General features: G+C 47.7%; 16 protein-coding genes. 14 read left to right on the top strand and 2 right to left on the bottom strand.

The genetic code is table 11. The features are described 5' to 3' along the window. The first annotated feature begins 239 nt into the window (after window positions 1-239). Entirely contained in the window at window positions 240-1289 is a 1050-nt protein-coding gene (locus HNP82_RS11590; protein WP_183774890.1) for a lactonase family protein, read from the top strand. A 51-nt stretch (window positions 1290-1340) separates the two neighbouring features. Here the strand turns inward: HNP82_RS11590 and aroC are convergent, their stop codons facing one another. Beyond that, complete coding sequence (gene aroC, locus HNP82_RS11585; RefSeq protein WP_183774888.1) at window positions 1341-2447, bottom strand: chorismate synthase; 1107 nt, start codon at window positions 2445-2447, stop codon at window positions 1341-1343. A 333-nt stretch (window positions 2448-2780) separates the two neighbouring features. On the opposite strand from aroC, the gene HNP82_RS11580 reads away from it, so the two are divergent. The 3 genes from HNP82_RS11580 to yajC all read left to right on the top strand — a co-directional run bounded on the left by HNP82_RS11580 (window position 2781) and on the right by yajC (window position 4628). Then, complete coding sequence (locus tag HNP82_RS11580) at window positions 2781-3008, top strand: HPr family phosphocarrier protein (protein WP_183774886.1); 228 nt, start codon at window positions 2781-2783, stop codon at window positions 3006-3008. A gap of 183 nt (window positions 3009-3191) precedes the next feature. After that, the gene (gene tgt / locus HNP82_RS11575; protein WP_183774883.1) at window positions 3192-4328 is read left to right on the top strand and encodes a tRNA guanosine(34) transglycosylase Tgt; all 1137 of its coding nucleotides are present in this window, start codon (window positions 3192-3194) and stop codon (window positions 4326-4328) included. 18 nt (window positions 4329-4346) lie between these two features. Further along, window positions 4347-4628: a preprotein translocase subunit YajC gene (gene yajC / locus HNP82_RS11570; protein ID WP_183774881.1), complete on the top strand. Its 282-nt coding sequence runs from the start codon at window positions 4347-4349 to the stop codon at window positions 4626-4628. Between the two features lie 83 nt (window positions 4629-4711). Here the strand turns inward: yajC and HNP82_RS11565 are convergent, their stop codons facing one another. Next, window positions 4712-5593, bottom strand: coding sequence for a PHP domain-containing protein (locus HNP82_RS11565; protein ID WP_183774879.1), 882 nt, complete (start codon window positions 5591-5593; stop codon window positions 4712-4714). 229 nt (window positions 5594-5822) lie between these two features. Between HNP82_RS11565 and HNP82_RS11560 the strand changes: the two genes are divergently transcribed. The 10 genes from HNP82_RS11560 (at window position 5823) to HNP82_RS11515 (ending at window position 17968) form a co-directional block, all read left to right on the top strand. Continuing rightward, window positions 5823-6185, top strand: coding sequence for a TIGR04086 family membrane protein (locus HNP82_RS11560; protein ID WP_183774876.1), 363 nt, complete (start codon window positions 5823-5825; stop codon window positions 6183-6185). A 126-nt stretch (window positions 6186-6311) separates the two neighbouring features. Beyond that, on the top strand, window positions 6312-6455 hold the full coding sequence (gene scfA, locus HNP82_RS11555; RefSeq protein WP_183774874.1) for a six-cysteine ranthipeptide SCIFF: 144 nt from the start codon (window positions 6312-6314) through the stop codon (window positions 6453-6455). A gap of 111 nt (window positions 6456-6566) precedes the next feature. After that, window positions 6567-7934 (top strand): thioether cross-link-forming SCIFF peptide maturase, encoded by a 1368-nt coding sequence (scfB, locus tag HNP82_RS11550; protein WP_183774871.1) that lies wholly within the window; start codon window positions 6567-6569, stop codon window positions 7932-7934. A gap of 6 nt (window positions 7935-7940) precedes the next feature. Further along, window positions 7941-10100: a protein translocase subunit SecD gene (gene secD, locus HNP82_RS11545; protein WP_183774868.1), complete on the top strand. Its 2160-nt coding sequence runs from the start codon at window positions 7941-7943 to the stop codon at window positions 10098-10100. A gap of 169 nt (window positions 10101-10269) precedes the next feature. Further along, window positions 10270-12054, top strand: a complete 1785-nt coding sequence (gene recJ, locus HNP82_RS11540; protein ID WP_183774865.1) for a single-stranded-DNA-specific exonuclease RecJ — start codon at window positions 10270-10272, stop codon at window positions 12052-12054. Between the two features lie 184 nt (window positions 12055-12238). Further along, window positions 12239-12763 carry an adenine phosphoribosyltransferase gene (locus HNP82_RS11535; protein ID WP_183774862.1) on the top strand — a complete coding sequence of 175 codons (525 nt, stop codon included), beginning with the start codon at window positions 12239-12241 and terminating at the stop codon, window positions 12761-12763. 31 nt (window positions 12764-12794) lie between these two features. Beyond that, the gene (locus HNP82_RS11530; RefSeq protein WP_183774948.1) at window positions 12795-15095 is read left to right on the top strand and encodes a RelA/SpoT family protein; all 2301 of its coding nucleotides are present in this window, start codon (window positions 12795-12797) and stop codon (window positions 15093-15095) included. Window positions 15096-15118: 23 nt separating this feature from the next. Next, on the top strand, window positions 15119-15748 hold the full coding sequence (locus HNP82_RS11525) for an MBL fold metallo-hydrolase (RefSeq protein WP_183774859.1): 630 nt from the start codon (window positions 15119-15121) through the stop codon (window positions 15746-15748). Window positions 15749-15759: 11 nt separating this feature from the next. Continuing rightward, window positions 15760-17208 carry a coproporphyrinogen dehydrogenase HemZ gene (gene hemZ / locus HNP82_RS11520; protein ID WP_183774856.1) on the top strand — a complete coding sequence of 483 codons (1449 nt, stop codon included), beginning with the start codon at window positions 15760-15762 and terminating at the stop codon, window positions 17206-17208. Continuing rightward, entirely contained in the window at window positions 17189-17968 is a 780-nt protein-coding gene (locus HNP82_RS11515) for a tRNA threonylcarbamoyladenosine dehydratase (protein ID WP_183774853.1), read from the top strand. Before hemZ ends, HNP82_RS11515 begins: the two co-directional genes overlap by 20 nt. Window positions 17969-18041: the final 73 nt, after the last annotated feature.

Below are 18041 nucleotides of genomic sequence, written 5' to 3'. Positions count from 1 at the left end.
ATAACAGGTTTTTGGCCCACAAGGCTGCTTATACCGGTGGGAAGGGGCATACGGCTCCCGGTACACCCATTATGTATATATTAGAAAAAAATGAATATTTGTCAATACTTGAACAAAGGAAAGTGTTGTGTTACACTTAAAATCAAAGAAGCCGCAAAATTGCTGCAAAGGCGGCGCAACGTGTATTTAGATCCAGCAGGTTTTGGAAGCTGCTGACAGTGTTCAAGGAGGAAAAGAGGATGTCTGATAAATATGTAGCTTATGTGGGGTCCTACACAAGAGGTGACAGCAAGGGACTTCATATTTTCGACTTCGATCCGGCCACATTGACATTTAAGCTGAGGGATGTATTTGAGATCAATAATCCTTCGGTTGTTCATCTGTCCAATGACGGCCGATATCTGTACTGCAACTGTGATGAAGGTGTTGCATCTTTTAAAATTTTAAAGGACGGCAATATTGTCCTGCAGAATAAGGCCAATGTCAACGGCCTGCGGCCATGCTATTTATCCACAGACAGAGCAAATCGCTTTCTTGTGACTGCCGGTTATCACGATGGCAAGCTGACGATTCTTCGCCTGGAAGAAGACGGAAGTGTGGGGGAAGTGACCGACGAAGTATTTATGAAAGGACTGGGAAGCGTTGCGGGGCGCAACTACCGCTGTCATGTGAACTGCGCCTTGTTCACGCCTGATGAAAATTATCTGTTGGCTGTTGACCTTGGAATGGATCAGGTAAAAATATATTCTTTTGACCACAACACTGGTAAGATAAAACTTCACGATATCCTGCGCTGTGAACTGGAATCCGGACCTAAGCATATGATTTTTTCAAATGATGGGAAGTATGCTTATCTTACCCATGAGGATAAGAATTATGTGACCAAGTATAGCTATACGCCGGAACACGCTGTTTTTACAAAACTCCAGACCATCTCTACTCTGCCGGACAATTATGACGGCATAAACAGTGCGATCACATTAAAGATCTCCGATGATGACCGGCATTTGTTTGTCACCAATTCCGGTCATAACAGTGTGGCTATTTATTATAATGACCCTCAGACACAGCTTCTTGACCGCCTGTGTGTGCTGCCAACCAGCGGGGATTATCCGAGAGATTTGATTCTTGTGCCGGGCAGAGACAGCTTTGTGTGTGTCAACCAGGAGTCCAACAGCCTGACCTGTTTTGATGTCAATTATACGGGCCATTATATTGCCATGACCGCAGCTCCTATATCTGTGGTATGCCCTACCTGTATCCGTATACGGAAAATTGAAGAGGATTAAAAAACAGCCGGCACATATTGTGCCGGCTGAAACTGTTTATCCCCCTGGGGATTAGAGATTTCTTGAGTAAAAATCTAAAATGCGGTCAAGGCGGGCGCTCATATTTTCCAGGAGAAGATCAGCCACGGTGAGTGCTGCCATAGCTTCTACAACGACTACAGCTCTCGGAACGATGACTGGATCGTGGCGTCCTGTAATTTCAATGGGGATTTCTTCCATATTTTTGTTGACTGTCGTCTGAGAGGCGGCAATGGACGGCGTTGGTTTTACAGCAACCCTAAAAATTACTGGAGCGCCGTCGCTAAGACCGCCAAGAACCCCTCCTGAGTGGTTAGTCCGTTTTGCAATCTCTCCATTTTTGACGATAAATCCATCGTTATTTTCACTTCCGAACATTCCGGCTGCCCGGAATCCTTCGCCAATTTCAAAGCCTTTGACAGCGCCGATGGAAAGCATGGCTCTGGCCAGACAGGCGTCCAGTTTATCAAAAACCGGTTCGCCGATGCCGGGGAAAAGACCGGTGATTTGGCATTCAATAATGCCGCCGACAGAGTCTTTGCGGGCCATTGCCCCGTCTAAGAGAACCTGGGCACGTACTGCGGCATCATGGTCAGGCATATAGAGGGGATTTTTTGAAATCTCATCAAAATCCATATGTTTTTCATCTACAGAAACGTTTCCGATAGATTTTGTGTAAGCGCAAAGACGGATGCCAAGCTGTTCAAGAAGTTTGGAAGCAATAGCACCTGCGGCTACCCGGCCGATGGTTTCCCTGCCGGAGGTCCGTCCGCCGCCCCGGTAATCCCGGAAACCATATTTTTCATCAAACGTGTAGTCGGCGTGGCCGGGCCGGTAATAGCTGGCAATTTTGGAATAATCCTGGGAACGGGCTGTTTTATTCCATACCAAAAGAGAAATGGGCGTCCCGGTGGTCTGTCCTTGAAAAATTCCGGATAATATTTCTGCCTGATCGTCTTCACGGCGCGGCGTGGCGTATTTGTTCTGTCCCGGTTTGCGCCGGTCAAGAAATTTCTGAATGTCTTCTTCGCATAGTGGAAGACCTGCAGGGCATCCGTCGATGACAACACCCACAGCTTTCCCATGGGATTCACCCCAGGTTGTTATTTTAAAGCGGTTTCCGTATGTGGAACCTGGCATAAGCATCACCTCGGAATTTATTATATAGGACATGGAAGGATTTCACAAGCAAAGGGGGAAAATTTTTATTGATCGCTAATAATTTTTGCTCTTCGGACTGTAAAATCTAAGAGAATTTCATAAGGCAGTTATCGGCATGAGAACGATCTCATGGCAAATATATACAAAAACACAAAGTGATGATTATAAAAAATATCTAATAGAAATAGAAAACGTACGGTGGCGACAGAAAAAAAGATTTTGACAATTATGAGAAAAAATGGTAAATTACCTAAAGAGCAAAGGAAGTAACTCTAAATCGTTTTATATATTCAGATTCAGGAGGTGTTCACGGTGAAAAGACAAACCATAAAGCTTGGAGATATCGAAGCGGCAAAAGAGTTTGTGCGTGCTGCGTCTGGCTGTAATTTTGACATTGATGTGTACTTCAATAGAGTTGTTCTTGACGCAAAGTCAATTTTGGGTATTTTAAGCATTGATCACAGAAATCCCATTACAGTTGAGTATGACGGATATAACGAAAGATTTTCAGGCTTGCTTGAACGATATGCGGTAAATTAATGGTTCGTCGGAATGATGAACTTGAAACAGAAGGCGCGGCATGGTGATCCATCACTGTGCTGCGCTTTTTTTGCCCGGCGCGGGCCAAACTGTTACTTTTTTTGAATTTCCGGTTGCTAAAATACGGATAAACAGGTATACTTATAACGTTAGCTAAAAATTCCAGAGATATGAGAGGTTTTTATGTATCGAATTATTACTACCGACGGCCGTGCCAAGCGGGGAGAACTGACAACTGTACATGGGACGATCCAGACGCCGGTCTTTATGAATGTAGGTACAGTGGGCGCAATTAAAGGCGCGGTTTCCACTATGGACCTGCATATGATCGGGACTCAGGTGGAATTGTCCAACACCTATCATCTCCATGTGAGACCGGGAGATACAGTTATTAAAAAGCTGGGAGGACTTCACCGCTTTATGAACTGGGACAGGCCCATACTTACTGATTCCGGCGGCTTTCAGGTGTTTTCACTGACCAGCCTTCGCAAGATCAAAGAGGAAGGCGTTTATTTTCACTCTCATATTGACGGGCGCAAGATTTTTATGGGACCTGAAGAAAGTATGCAGATCCAGTCTAACCTGGCATCGACCATCGCTATGGCTTTCGATGAGTGTGCGCCCTATCCGGCAGACCGCAATTACATGGTTAATTCTGTGAACCGGACCACCCGGTGGCTGAAACGGTGCAAAGATGAGATGAGCCGCCTTAACAGTCTTGAAGATACCATTAATCCCCACCAGCTTTTGTTTGGGATTAACCAGGGTGGGACCTACGAGGACATCCGTACAGATCACGCGAAGACTATCGCCGAGATGGAGCTGGACGGTTACGCCGTCGGAGGTCTGGCTGTAGGCGAAACCCATGCGGAAATGTATCATATTCTCGATAAAGTGGTTCCATGCCTTCCTCAGGATAAGCCGACCTATCTTATGGGTGTAGGGACGCCGGCTAATATTTTGGAGGGCGTAGACCGGGGCATTGACTTTTTTGACTGTGTTTATCCTTCAAGAAATGGACGCCACGGTCATGTCTATACGAATCATGGGAAGCTGAATTTGTTTAACGCCCGGTACGAGCTGGATGACCGTCCTATTGAGGAAGAGTGTCAGTGTCCGGCCTGCCGAAATTACAGCAGAGCCTACATACGCCATCTGCTGAAAGCAAAAGAAATGCTGGGGATGCGCTTATGTGTGCTGCATAACCTGTATTTTTATAATCATCTCATGGAGGAGATCCGGGAAGCCATTGAAGAACACCGGTACAGTGCATTTAAAAAAGCAAAATTAGAAGGCTTTTTGATAAATGATAAAAAATAATTAAGGAGGTCATGTACGATGCAATGGGCAATAATTGTTGCTTATATTGCGATTTTTGCGGTATTTCTGTATTTCATTTCCATCCGTCCGCAGAAAAAGCAGCAGAAAAAGATGGACGCGATGATCGCGTCATTGGAGGTTGGTGACAGTATTCTCACGACCAGCGGTTTTTACGGTGTTGTCATTGATATTACAGATGAAGTTGTTATCGTAGAGTTTGGCAGCAACAAAAACTGCCGTATCCCGATGCAGAAATCCGCTATTGTTCAGGTGGAAAAAGCTGGCGGCGAAGAAGAATAAAGACAGCTAAAAAACGGAAGGACGGATATTCTGTCCTTCCGTTTTTTTGTGGTGCGCCCCAGCCTGCTGAGAGAGGCTTGGACTTATGTGCCGTAACGGCTTTTTAAATAGTCTTTCTGTTCCTGAAGAACGTCGGCGGGAACATAGAGGCGGCCAAGGCCCCGGCCTAACTTGATGTGAGGTTTGTTGCCGCCGTGAAAATCAGAACCGCCGCTGAGAACCAGTCCATGTCTTCTTGCCAGAGATTTCATATGGACGGTATCGTATCCTTTGTTTAGAGAATAGTAGGCTTCGAGTCCGTCCAGTTTTAGAGCGGCCAGATCTTTGACGGCCCGCTCAAGTTCTTCTTGTTTAAAGTGATATAATAGAGGATGGGCGAGGATGGCAAGCCCCCGGACGCTGTGGATCAGGTCGATAGCTTCCCTGGGATTTAAGTATTCCCGCGGCACATAAAAAGGCTTTCCCGGACTTAAATATTTGTCAAAGCCCTCCTGCACAGTCTGAATACAGCCTCGTTTTAGAAGATAGCTGGCAAAATTTGCACGGGTAAGGACGCCGCCGCCCTGATCTTTTAATAGTTTTTCCATGGTAATATCAATGCCTGCCGCCCTTATTTTTTCGATCATGCGCTGGTTGCGCCGGACACGGTTTTCTTTGAGAATGTCCAGCGCTTCTAAAAAAGCCGGGGTATGAATATCCAGATGAAGCCCAACAATGTGAAGCTCCCGCCCCATAAAAGAAACAGACAGTTCAATCCCTGGAATAAATTCAAAGTCCAAAGCGCCGTTGGAAGAAATGGCCAGTTGGCAGGCCGTATCGGCCGCCTCCACAAGGCCATCTGCGGTGTCATGGTCTGTCAGGGCAACCGCGGACAAACCGGACTGATATGCCAAGATGACCACCTGGGCCGGAGAAAGAGTTCCATCGGATTCACTGGAGTGGGTGTGGAGATCAACAGTTTTCAAAAAAATCCCTCCTTAAAGGCCATAAGACTTTTTGACTCCTATGATACACGGATTGCTCCGCGCTTTGCGCTCCCGCAATCCTACAACACCTCAAATTCGCTCATTTTTCTCTGGAAAATGACTTCTTTTCGGTGTTGTTCGCGTCCCAAAGTCATGCTTGTATCATATCATATTTTACAGGTCCATGCATATATTTTAGTACAAAAACAGATCTGGAGGGATAGATGCGGTGGATGTGAAGCGGTGGAGCATTGTTATGGTCAAAGCACTGGCAGCTTCTGTGCTGGTGACGGCGGCGGGGATTGCTTTGTTTTCAGCCCTGGCTTACTTTTTTCGCCTGGATGACGGAATGATTAACGCCGGCGTTGTGGTACTCCATATATTATCCTGCTTTGCCGGCGGATTTCTGGCAGGAAAGGGAATACGGGAGAAAAAGTATTTGTGGGGACTTCTGGCTGGAGTTTTGTATTTTATTGTGCTGCTGATCATTTCCCTTATTTTGGCCGGTGAGGAGGGCGTGAGTGTGACAAATTATCTGACAACCATACTGATCTGCCTTGGAAGCGGGATGCTTGGGGGGATGGTCAGCTAGAGATATGTAACAGTTCAGCCCGCTGAGCGGTTACAGAGATATCGTACTTTTTGCAAAAAGCGCTTTAAAAAAATATACAGGTATGATATAATAGCCAGGAAATGAAATTTTGAAGGAGGAAACGGTATGAAACGCGTTAAGACATTAACATCTAGAACATTAAAGAATACAATGGTCAAAGGTGGCTGCGGTGAATGTCAGACATCCTGCCAGTCCGCGTGCAAAACATCCTGTACCGTTGGTAATCAGAGCTGTGAAAATAACAAATAGGATGCACAGAGGGCCAAGCCCCCGGCAACCACGTAATTCCATAAGCAGCGGCACCAGTGCCGCTGCTTATTATGCGTGTGCCAATTTATGAAAAGATAAGGAGTTTTTTGAGTGATTCATCAATATAAAAATAACGGTTATAATATTGTCCTTGATGTCAACAGCGGGTCTGTCCATGTGGTGGATGATCTGGTATATGATATTATCGCTATCTATGAGGACTGCGGACAGGATGAGATCGTGGAGAGACTGAGCGGCAGATATGAGAGGGATCAGATTTTGGAAGCTCTTGGGGAAGTCCGCCAGCTTGAAGAGGACGGTCTGCTGTTTACGGAGGATACATATAAGGATTACATTATTGATTTTAAATCCCGTCCCACTGTGGTAAAAGCACTGTGCCTCCATATTGCCCACGACTGCAACCTGGCCTGCAAATACTGTTTTGCAGAGGAGGGTGAGTACCATGGCCGCCGGGCTCTCATGAGCTTTGAGGTTGGAAAAAAGGCCCTGGATTTTCTCATCGCCAATTCCGGAAGCCGTGTCCATCTGGAAGTAGACTTTTTCGGCGGCGAGCCCCTCATGAATTTTGACGTTGTCCGTAAGCTGGTGGAGTACGGCCGGAGCCAGGAGAAGATCCACAATAAGAAATTCCGGTTTACTCTGACCACCAACGGTGTTTTGCTTAACGACGATGTTATGGAATTTGCCAATAAAGAGATGGCCAATGTTGTTTTAAGTGTGGACGGAAGAAAGGAAGTCCACGACCGTATGCGGCCGTTTCGCAACGGTCAGGGCAGCTATGATCTGATCATGCCTAAATTTATTAAAATGGCCGAGAGCCGCAATCAGACCAATTATTATGTACGGGGAACCTTTACCCACTATAACACAGATTTTGCAAAGGACGTATTAAGTTTGGCGGATATGGGCTTTAAGCAGATCTCTGTGGAGCCGGTGGTGGCGCCGCCCCAGGAGCCTTACGCCATCACTACCGAGGATGTTCCCATTTTGTGCGAGCAGTATGACCAGCTTGCCAGGGAGATGATTCGTCGGGAAAAAGAGGGGAGAGGTTTTAACTTCTTCCATTTTATGATTGACCTCACAGGCGGCCCCTGTGTGGCAAAGCGTCTGTCTGGCTGCGGGTCAGGAACCGAGTACCTGGCAGTAACGCCCTGGGGAGATTTTTATCCATGCCACCAGTTTGTGGGACAGGAAGAGTTCCTTATGGGTAATGTGGATGAGGGTATTGTGCGCACCGATATCCGCGATGAATTTAAAATGTGCAACGTCTACGCCAAAGACAAGTGCCGTCAGTGTTTTGCCCGCTTTTATTGCAGCGGCGGCTGCGCGGCCAATGCCTATAACTTTAATCACAGTATTACCGACGCCTACGACATCGGATGTGATCTCATGCGCAAGAGGGTTGAATGTGCCATTATGATCAAAGCGGCCCAGGCTGCTTTAGAAGAAGGAGAATAGACGATCATGAAGAATAAGAAATTAAGCATTGTCGGTTTTTTTCTCGTGCTGATTGCCATCGCGGCGTGTACCTTTGTGTCTGTCGCGGGAGTGGGAGGCACTCATCAGGGCAGCGCGGAAAATATCAAGCTTGGCCTTGACCTGGCCGGCGGTGTGAGCATCACTTATGAAGCTGATGAAAGTAATCCATCCGCTGAAGATATGCGGGACACTGTATACAAACTCCAGCAGCGTGTCAGCGCTTACAGTACGGAGGCTGAGGTTTACCAGGAAGGTTCTAACCGGATCAATGTGGAGATCCCCGGCGTCTATAACGCAGAGGAGATGCTGGAAACGTTAGGAAATCCGGGAACCATTGAGTTTTATGAGATGGCTGACGAGGGGATGAGCCTTGTGCTGGACGGCAATGATATTATCGACGCTCAGGCGGTAAGCATTACCAATACCTACGGTAATAATGAATATGCTGTCCGCGTTACATTTAACAGCGACGGCGCCGATAAATTTGAGGAGGCCACGGCGAGAAATGTAGGCAATCCCATTTACATTATGTATGACGGCAGCATTATCAGCGCCCCGGTGGTAAAGACGACCATCAGCGGCGGCTACTGTGAGATCACCGGCAATTTTACTTACGAATCAGCCAACAGCCTCGCTACAAGCATCCGTCTTGGCGTTCTCAAGCTGACGCTGACGGAAGTTTCATCCAGCGTTGTAGGCGCAAGGCTTGGGGAGGACGCGGTAAGTACCAGCCTTCTCGCCGCGGCCATTGGCTTTGTCATCATCGTCATTTTTATGATTGCCTTTTACCGCATTCAGGGTTTGGCTGCGGGAATCGCCCTGGGTCTTTACCTGGTGATGATGCTTTGTTTCTTAAATGCTTTTGATGTAACGCTTACTCTGCCGGGCATCGCGGGTATTATTCTGTCCATCGGTATGGCCGTGGATGCCAATGTGATCATCTTCACCCGTGTCAAGGAGGAGATCGCCCTTGGAAAGACGGTTCAAAACGCTATGAAACAGGGGTATCATAAGGCACTGTCTGCTATTTTGGACGGAAATATTACCACATTAATTGCGGCGGCAGTTCTCTATCTTATGGGTACCGGCTCCATCCGGGGATTTGCCACCACTCTGGCCCTTGGTATCGTCCTTTCCATGATCACGGCTCTGTTTATCACCCGTGTCCTTGTCTCCGGTTTTTATGCTATGGGCGTGACTTCAGAGAAGTTTTACGGGCGCCAGAAAGAGCGCAGGCCTATTAACTTTACAGGGCACAAAGTGATCTTTTATATTATTGCCGTTGTTGTCATCGGCGCCGGATTTGTCACTATGGGCGTCAACCAGGTTTCCGGAAACAACGCTTTAAACTACAGCCTTGATTTTACCGGCGGGACATCCATGACAGTGACTCTGGACTCCTATGTGGATATTACATCCGCTGACGGCACTGCCCTGCGCAGTCTTATAGAGGAAACCACAGGAATTACAGATATCCAGCTTCAGAATGTCCAGGACAGCAATGATGTTGTTATAAAAACCCCTGTGCTGGATTCTGAGCAAAGATCCGCCCTGAAAGACGCCCTGGCCCAGGATTACGGCGTTGAGGACGGGGAGATCACCGAGGACAATATCAGCGGCGTTGTCAGCAGTGAAATGCGCACTAACGCGGTACTTTCTGTAGTAATCGCAGGCATCCTTATGCTGATCTATATTTGGGTACGCTTTAAAGATTTTAAAATCGGTGCCAGCGCGGTGATCGCCCTGATCCACGACGTTCTTGTCGTTCTTGCGGTGTACGCTGTGGTGCGCATTCCTGTGGGCAACACATTTATCGCATGTATGCTGACCATTGTCGGTTATTCCATTAACGCAACCATTGTTATTTTTGACCGTATCCGGGAAAACCGTCAGATGATGAAGGGGGAGGATCTGGATCTGATTGTCAATACAAGTATTACCCAGACCCTTTCAAGAAGTATCAACACGTCACTGACGACCTTTATTATGATATTTATGCTCTTTATTCTGGGCGTTTCCTCCATCCGTGAGTTCGCCCTGCCGCTGATGGCCGGCATTATTGCCGGAGGATTTTCGTCCATCTGTATTTCCGGCACATTATGGTCTGTTATGAAGCGGAAAAAAGCCGCGAAAAGCAAAGGCTGATATCCGCCGGATTTATGGGGATCCTGCGGCCTGAGGTTTGTAAAAGCCTCGGACCGCGGGTTTTCTTTTTTATTACGGGAAACAGACACGCAGCAAACAATCCTGTGGATGGATTGTTATAAGGAAGTTTAAAGACCCGGCAGTAAATCGCGGGCGAAAGGAATATGCGATGAGAGAAAAATGGATGATCATGGCCAAGAGGGCGGATTTTAATCAACTGGGCACGATGTTTCATATCAGTCCGGTACTGGCCCGCCTGGCGGTGAACAGGGATATTCGGGAACCGGAGCAGATACGGAGATATCTTTATGGCGGCATTGAAGATCTTTATGATCCGCTGTTGATGAAAGATCTGGAAAAGGCGGCGGACAGAATTACCCAGGGGATTGCCGGACATGAAAAAATGGCCATTGCCTCGGATTTTGATGTGGACGGCATTATGTCCGGTTTTATATTGAAAACAGGGTTGAGCCGCATTGGCGCTGACTGTGAAATCTATACGCCGGACCGGATTTCGGAAGGCTATGGGCTCAACCGCAGGATTGTGGAGCAGTCTTTTGAGCGGGGGGCGCGGCTCCTTATTACATGTGACAACGGAATCGCCGCTTTTGAGGGCGTTGCCCGCGCTAAAGAGCTTGGGATGGACGTAATCGTCACAGACCATCATGATATTCCCTTTGAGGAGCAGCCTGACGGCTCTGTCAAAATCCTCAGAGTGGAGGCGGATGCCATTGTTAATCCAAAGCAGCCGGATTGCGCTTATCCTTTTAAAAAGTTGTGCGGCGCCGGGGTGGCCTTTAAGCTCATCAGCCGCCTGTACGATAGAAACCATATACCAGAGGAAGAAAAATATGCTCTTTTGGAGTATGTGGCCATTGCCACCGTGGCTGATGTGATGGATCTTCAGGACGAAAACCGGATCATGGTCCGACTGGGACTTGATATGGTGCGGCACACGAGAAATACGGGGATCCGGGCGCTGATCAAAGCCAATAACCTGGACTTTAACCGGATCAGCGCCTACCACATTGGTTTTGTCATTGGCCCCTGCTTTAACGCTGCGGGACGGCTGGACACCGTTAAGATCGCCCTGGATCTGCTGTCAGAAAGCGATGCTGCAAAGGCGGATATGATCGCCCAGAATTTAAAGGAACTCAATGAAAGCCGGAAAGGTCTAACTGTTCAGGGATTTGACCAGGCTGTGGAAATTATAGAAAATTCGGACATAAAAGAAGACAAAGTTTTGCTTATTCTCCTTAATGACTGCCATGAAAGCCTTGTGGGGATCATTGCCGGGAGAGTCCGGGAAAAATATCACAAGCCATCTATTGTTTTTTCCCGTGTGGAGGATGGAAGGATTAAAGGGTCAGGAAGATCTATTGAAGCATACAATATGTTTGTGGAGCTTAGCCGGCAAAAACATTTGCTGGAGCGCTTTGGAGGCCATCCCATGGCTGCGGGCCTGACATTGAAAGAAGAGAACCTGGAGGCATTGCGCAGAAATCTTAACGAGACGGCAACCCTCACCGCCGAAGATTTTCTCCCGGTAGTCCACATTGATATGACCATGCCTATCGGTTATGTTACGGAAAAGTTTATTCAGGAACTGGAGCTTCTGGAGCCTTTTGGAAAAGGCAATCCAAAACCGGTTTTTGCCCAGAAACATTTTCGTGTTTTGAGAGCCCGGATTATCGGGAAAAATCGAAATGTACTGAAAATGCTTGTTATGGATGAATACAGAACCTGTGCGGAGGCCATTTATTTTGGGGATATTGAGGCGTTTCTGGCCTTTGTTGAGGAATCTTTCGGGGCCGGCCAGCGGGAACTGATGCTTTCCGGCAAAAGCAACAATGTGGATCTGGCGTTCACCTATTACCCTGAGATCAACGAATATATGGGGACAAAAAATATCCAGATCGTTATTACCGGCTACTGCCGTATCGGAGGAAGATAGGGGCAGTACGGACCGCGTCATATCTGACGGTCAAATAGTTACAGAACATAAGATATATCTTCCATTTTCTGATAATTTGGTATATAATAAAAAATAATCTGCCCATAATCCGCCGCTATCCGTGCCATATGCGGGCGGAGTTGAGGGCAGCATTTTCAACAATAGAAAGGAAGCTTACCCTACGATGAAAAAACTTGAGGATTATATTGTAAGTATACCGGACTTCCCGGAGGAAGGAATTATTTTCAGAGACGTCACAACAGTGATCCAGGATCCGGAAGGGCTGAAACTGGCCATTGATACGATGAGCGGATTTCTGGACGGCGTGGATTTTGACGTTGTTGTCGGCCCGGAAGCCAGAGGATTTATTTTCGGTATGCCTATTGCCTATAAATTGGGAAAAGGTTTTGTTGTTATCCGCAAAAAGGGCAAATTACCGAGAAAGACCATTTCCCAGGAATACGATCTTGAATATGGAAAGGCGGAGGTGGAGATCCACGCCGACGCCATTAAGCCCGGACAAAAAGTGGTTATAGTGGATGACCTTCTGGCTACAGGAGGGACTATGGAGGCCAATATCCGCCTTGTAGAGCGCCTGGGGGGAGAGGTAGTTAAAGTGGTCTTCCTCATTGAACTGGCAGGACTTTGCGGACGGAAACGGCTGGCGGATTATTCTGTGGAATCCGCCGTCATTTATGAAGGAAAATGATGGAATTCTTGAAAAAGAAAGTGGTGATCATATGGTTCAGGAACACGGTAAGGTCATTGAAGCAGACGTGATTGATGAGAGTAAGGATGAAGTCATCCAGACTAAAGATTTTACATCCCCAGAGGATTTATATAATCAGCTCATTGCCAGAGTAAGAAAATATCATCCCTCAACAGATATCAGCCAGATTGAGAAGGCATATAAAATTGCCCGCAACGCCCATGAAGGCCAGTTCCGTAAATCCGGTGAGCCTTATATTATCCACCCTTTAAGCGTGGCCCTGATCCTGGCGGATCTGGAACTGGATAAAGAGACTATTGTCGGGGGACTCCTCCACGATGTGGTTGAAGACACAGTCATGACTGATGAGGAGATTGAGAAAGAGTTCGGCAGGGAAGTGGCCCTCATTGTTGATGGAGTGACAAAACTGGGACAATTGTCTTACGCCAAGGATAAAGTGGAAGTTCAGGCTGAAAATTTAAGAAAGATGTTTCTGGCTATGGCTAAGGATATCCGGGTCATTCTCGTAAAGCTGGCGGACCGCCTCCACAATATGCGGACGGCCAAGTACTGGTCCCCGGCCAAGCAAAAGGAGAAGGCCAGGGAGACTATGGACATTTACGCACCTATCGCTCAGCGTCTTGGCATTTCAAAGATCAAGATCGAGCTGGATGATCTGGCCCTGCGTTATCTGGAGCCAGAAGTCTATTATGATCTTGCGGAAAAAATCGCTTCCAAAAAGAGCGAGCGCCAGGCGTACGTTTCCTCCATTGTAAATGAAGTCAACGATTGCATGGAAAAAGGAGGCATAAAGGCGGAGGTCAGCGGCCGGGTCAAACATTTTTTCAGCATTTATAAGAAGATGGTAAATCAGAATAAGACCCTGGATCAGATTTATGATCTTTTTGCTGTGCGAATCATTGTGGATTCCATTAAAGACTGTTACGCGGCTTTGGGGCTGATCCATGAAAAGTACAAACCGATTCCCGGCCGTTTTAAAGATTATATTGCTATGCCAAAACAGAATATGTATCAGTCTCTCCACACTACCCTCATCGGGCCGGAGGGAAAACCTTTTGAGATACAGATCCGAACCTTTGACATGCACCGGACGGCAGAATATGGTATCGCTGCTCACTGGAAATACAAAGAGGATCCCAACGGCATTAACAATGAAAACAGCGAGGAGGCAAAGCTGACCTGGCTGCGACAGATTCTTGAGTGGCAGCGGGATATGTCTGATAACAGGGAGTTTATGAGTCTTCTCAAAAATGACCTGGATCTGTTTTCAGAGAGCGTTTACTGCTTTACCCCGGCGGGGGATGTGAAAAATCTTCCAAACGGTTCCACACCGATTGATTTCGCTTACAGCATCCACAGCGCGGTTGGTAATAAGATGGTTGGCGCCAGAGTCAACGGCCGCCTTGTGAATATTGACTATAAGATACAAAACGGCGACCGCATTGAGGTTATCACCTCCCAGAACTCCAAGGGCCCCAGTCGTGACTGGCTGTCCATTGTAAAGAGTACGCAGGCGAAAAATAAGATCAACCAGTGGTTTAAGACAGAGTTTAAAGAGGAGAATATTATCCGGGGCAAGGAACTGATCGAAAAGTATTGTAAGTCCAAAGCCCTTATACTGAGCAATCTGACCAAACCGGAATATGTGGAAAAAGTACTGCGCAAGTATGGCTTTAAAGACTGGGATGCGGTTTGCGCGGCCATCGGCCACGGCGGACTGAAAGAAGGCCAGGTCATCAATAAACTTCTGGATGAGTATAATAAAGAGCATAAGAAGCTGATGACTGACGCCCAGATTTTAACCCAGATCTCCGAAAGTAAAAGTGCCCTGCCCCAAAGCGCCAGGAAATCTAAAAGCGGCATTATCGTCAAGGGAATTGACGATGTGGCGGTGCGTTTTTCCAAATGCTGCAATCCCCTTCCCGGCGATGAGATTGTAGGCTTTATTACCCGAGGGCGGGGAATCTCCATTCACCGCACCGACTGTGTCAATATTATGAATATATCCGAATCTGACCGGGCCCGGCTCATTGACGCCGAGTGGCAGCAGGAGGAGGGCACCTCAAAGGAACTTTATAAGGCGGAGATTAATATTTATGTTCACGACGGCGTTGGCGTCCTTGTGGAAGTAGCCAAAGTATTTACTGAAAAAGAAATAAATGTGACGGCCATGCAGAGCCGCACCGGCAAAAATCACGCGGCGACTATTAATGTCTGTTTTGATGTTTCCGGCAGGGAAGAACTGACCAAGATCGTAGATAAGCTGCGGATGCTGGACTGTGTCTATGATGTGGAGCGCACCAGAGGATAAGGACAGATAGAAGGAGAAATGTCATGAGTTTTCATATAGAGTCTGTGGTGCTTGGGATGGTTGGCACCAATTGCTATTTGCTGATCAATGACGGGACAAAAGAGACGGTGATCTTTGATCCCGGAGATGAGGGAGAGCGGGTGGCCGCTTACCTCTCCCGGGAAAATTTAAAACCGGCGGCCATCCTTTTGACCCACGGCCATTTTGACCATATTATGGGGGTGGAGGCCCTTTGCGCCGCCTTTGACCTGCCAGTCTACATCCATGAGGAGGAGGCCGGGGTTATGGAAGATCCGGCCCTTAACGCCTGCGGGATGATCGGCGCCAATGTAAAGGTCAAGGCGGACCATCTGGTCAAAGACGGGGAAGTTTTAAACCTGGCCGGGGCCGACATCCGCGTCCTTTTTACACCGGGACATACCCGGGGCGGCGTCAGCTATTATGTGGAGGAGATAAAGGCGGTATTTTGCGGGGACACTCTTTTTGAAGGCTCTGTGGGCCGCACAGATCTCCCTACAGGGAGCATGTCCGTGCTGATCCGTTCCATTAAAGAAAAGCTGTTCACCCTTCCCGACGACGTGCAGGTGCTTCCGGGCCACGGCGGCGCTACCACCATCGGATGGGAGAAGAAAAATAATCCGTTTGTATGCTGAGGTAAGATGAGATGATTGGACTTTTTATGAATCAGTCCAGCTATGAAAATGACATCCGGGCGCTGATCATGGCCTTTTTTCCGGGGGAAAAGATCGTTCTCAACGGTGAAGAGGCGGATCATACCGTCCGGGTCATTTTTTCGCGGGACAATGTGAAAATAGATCTGGAACAGGACGGGAAACTTTTGTCCAGTGCTGAAGGTGCCTTCGATTGCTCAGATTACAGGGAAGGCAAAAACAGTCTGAAAAGAGTGTTATACGATTGCCTGATCCAGTATAAAGAGAAAGCGCTTCCCTGGGGGACTTTGACGGGTATACGGCCCACAAAGATCGCTATGGGGCTTTTAAATGCCGGAATGAGCGATGAGGAGATGTACGATTATTTTAAGAAAGAGTATTATCTGTCTGATGAAAAGTTCCGGCTGTGTACCCGGGTGGCAAAAAATGAATCAAGAGTTTTAAAAGACCTTGATTTTGAGCATACATACAGTGTTTATGTGGGAATCCCCTTTTGTCCAACGATCTGCGCCTACTGTTCTTTTTCATCATTTCCGCTGTCTGTGTGGAAAAAAAGGGTGGGCGATTACCTTGAAGCCTTGTTTAAAGAGCTGGATTATCTGGGGCAGGCGCTGGCCGGGAGAGAACCATTGACTCTCTATATGGGAGGAGGTACCCCCACGTCATTGACAGCTTCACAGATGGACCGTCTCCTGGGAAAGCTGGGAGAAATTTTTGATTTTTCAAAGATCCGGGAGATTACCATTGAGGCTGGGCGGCCGGACAGTATTACAAAAGATAAGCTGAAAGTCATCCGCTCCTACGGTATTGACCGCATTTCTATTAATCCTCAGACCATGAAGCAGGAAACACTGGACATTATCGGAAGGCGCCACACAGTGGAGCAGATCCGGGAGGCTTTTACCCTGGCAAGGGGGGAAGGTTTTGGCAATATTAATATGGATTTGATCGCCGGACTACCGGGAGAGACGCCGGAGGATATGGCCGCAACCCTTGAGCAGATTCAGGCTCTGGGGCCGGACTCTATGACGGTCCATTCCCTGGCCATTAAGCGGGCGGCTTATATGAATAAAAACCGGGAGCAGTTTGCGCCGACACCTCAGGAGCAGGTCAATGCCATGATCGGGCTCTCCTTTGAGAGCGCCGTGAAAATGGGGATGGAACCCTATTATCTGTACCGGCAGAAAAATATTGCCGGAAATCTGGAAAATGTAGGCTATGCCCGTCCGGGAAAAGAAGGTCTGTATAATATCCTCATTATGGAAGAAAAGCAGTCCATCATCGCCGCCGGAGCCGGCGGGGCCACAAAGATTGTGATCCCTGGGGAGAATCGGATCGAGCGGATTGAAAATGTTAAAAATGTTAAAGATTATATTGAACGGATCGACGAAATGATCCAGAGAAAAAAGAGGTTTGATATCCATGGAAAGAAACCCCAATGAAGAACCGTTTATCCGGACAAAGGCCATGATCGGCCCGGAGGCTTTTGCCCGCCTTGAATCATCCAGGGTGGCGGTGTTTGGCGTAGGCGGCGTGGGCTCTTATGTGGCTGAGGCTCTGGTCCGTACAGGTATCGGACAGATTGATATTATTGACAATGACCGGGTCTGCCCAAGCAATCTCAACCGGCAGATTATGGCCCTCCACTCTACCCTTGGCATGGCCAAAGTCCAGGTTATGGCCCAGCGGATGCAAGACATTAATCCCACAGCAAAAGTGACGGCCTATGAGACCTTTGTGGATAAGACAACAATGGAAATATTTCCTTTTGAGTCCTATGACTATATTGTGGATGCCATTGATACGGTCACATCTAAGCTTTTGCTCATTGAAAAGGCCAAGATGCTGGATATTCCGGTGATCAGCTCCATGGGAGTGGGAAATAAGCTGTACCCTGAGCGTCTGACGGTCACGGATATATCAAAAACCCAGGTGTGTCCTTTGGCAAGAGTTATGCGCCGGGAACTTAAAAAGAGGGGGATATACCATGTAAAGGTGTTGTTTTCCGATGAGGAGCCGGTAGATCTGTTTTCAGATCCGGGCAGTGACGAGACGGCATTAAACAGGAAAAGAAGATCTCCCGGAAGTATTGCCTTTGTGCCCTCTGTGGCCGGCCTGATCATTGCCGGAGAAGTTGTGCGGGATCTTTCGGGGATCCCCCAGGATCGGAAAATGACTAAAGAGACTAAAAAGCCCCGGTAAAATCCGGGAACAGTTCTGCCAATATGCGGACAAAAGCCTGCTTATGTAAAAATATGTCGAAGGATTATTGTTG

This window comes from Catenibacillus scindens, from assembly GCF_014202115.1.
Lineage (GTDB): Bacteria > Bacillota > Clostridia > Lachnospirales > Lachnospiraceae > Catenibacillus > Catenibacillus scindens.
This window is presented reverse-complemented; position numbering and strand designations above follow the sequence as displayed.

Bases quoted from the DNA above. Each gene is read 5' to 3' on its own strand.
- HNP82_RS11590 (WP_183774890.1), top strand. From the start codon at position 240: ATGTCTGATAAATATGTAGCTTATGTGGGGTCCTACACAAGAGGTGAC.
- aroC (WP_183774888.1), bottom strand. From the start codon at position 2,447: ATGCCAGGTTCCACATACGGAAACCGCTTTAAAATAACAACCTGGGGT.
- tgt (WP_183774883.1), top strand. From the start codon at position 3,192: ATGTATCGAATTATTACTACCGACGGCCGTGCCAAGCGGGGAGAACTG.
- yajC (WP_183774881.1), top strand. From the start codon at position 4,347: ATGCAATGGGCAATAATTGTTGCTTATATTGCGATTTTTGCGGTATTT.
- scfA (WP_183774874.1), top strand. From the start codon at position 6,312: ATGAAACGCGTTAAGACATTAACATCTAGAACATTAAAGAATACAATG.
- secD (WP_183774868.1), top strand. From the start codon at position 7,941: ATGAAGAATAAGAAATTAAGCATTGTCGGTTTTTTTCTCGTGCTGATT.
- recJ (WP_183774865.1), top strand. From the start codon at position 10,270: ATGAGAGAAAAATGGATGATCATGGCCAAGAGGGCGGATTTTAATCAA.
- HNP82_RS11535 (WP_183774862.1), top strand. From the start codon at position 12,239: ATGAAAAAACTTGAGGATTATATTGTAAGTATACCGGACTTCCCGGAG.
- HNP82_RS11530 (WP_183774948.1), top strand. From the start codon at position 12,795: ATGGTTCAGGAACACGGTAAGGTCATTGAAGCAGACGTGATTGATGAG.
- HNP82_RS11525 (WP_183774859.1), top strand. From the start codon at position 15,119: ATGAGTTTTCATATAGAGTCTGTGGTGCTTGGGATGGTTGGCACCAAT.
- hemZ (WP_183774856.1), top strand. From the start codon at position 15,760: ATGATTGGACTTTTTATGAATCAGTCCAGCTATGAAAATGACATCCGG.
- HNP82_RS11515 (WP_183774853.1), top strand. From the start codon at position 17,189: ATGGAAAGAAACCCCAATGAAGAACCGTTTATCCGGACAAAGGCCATG.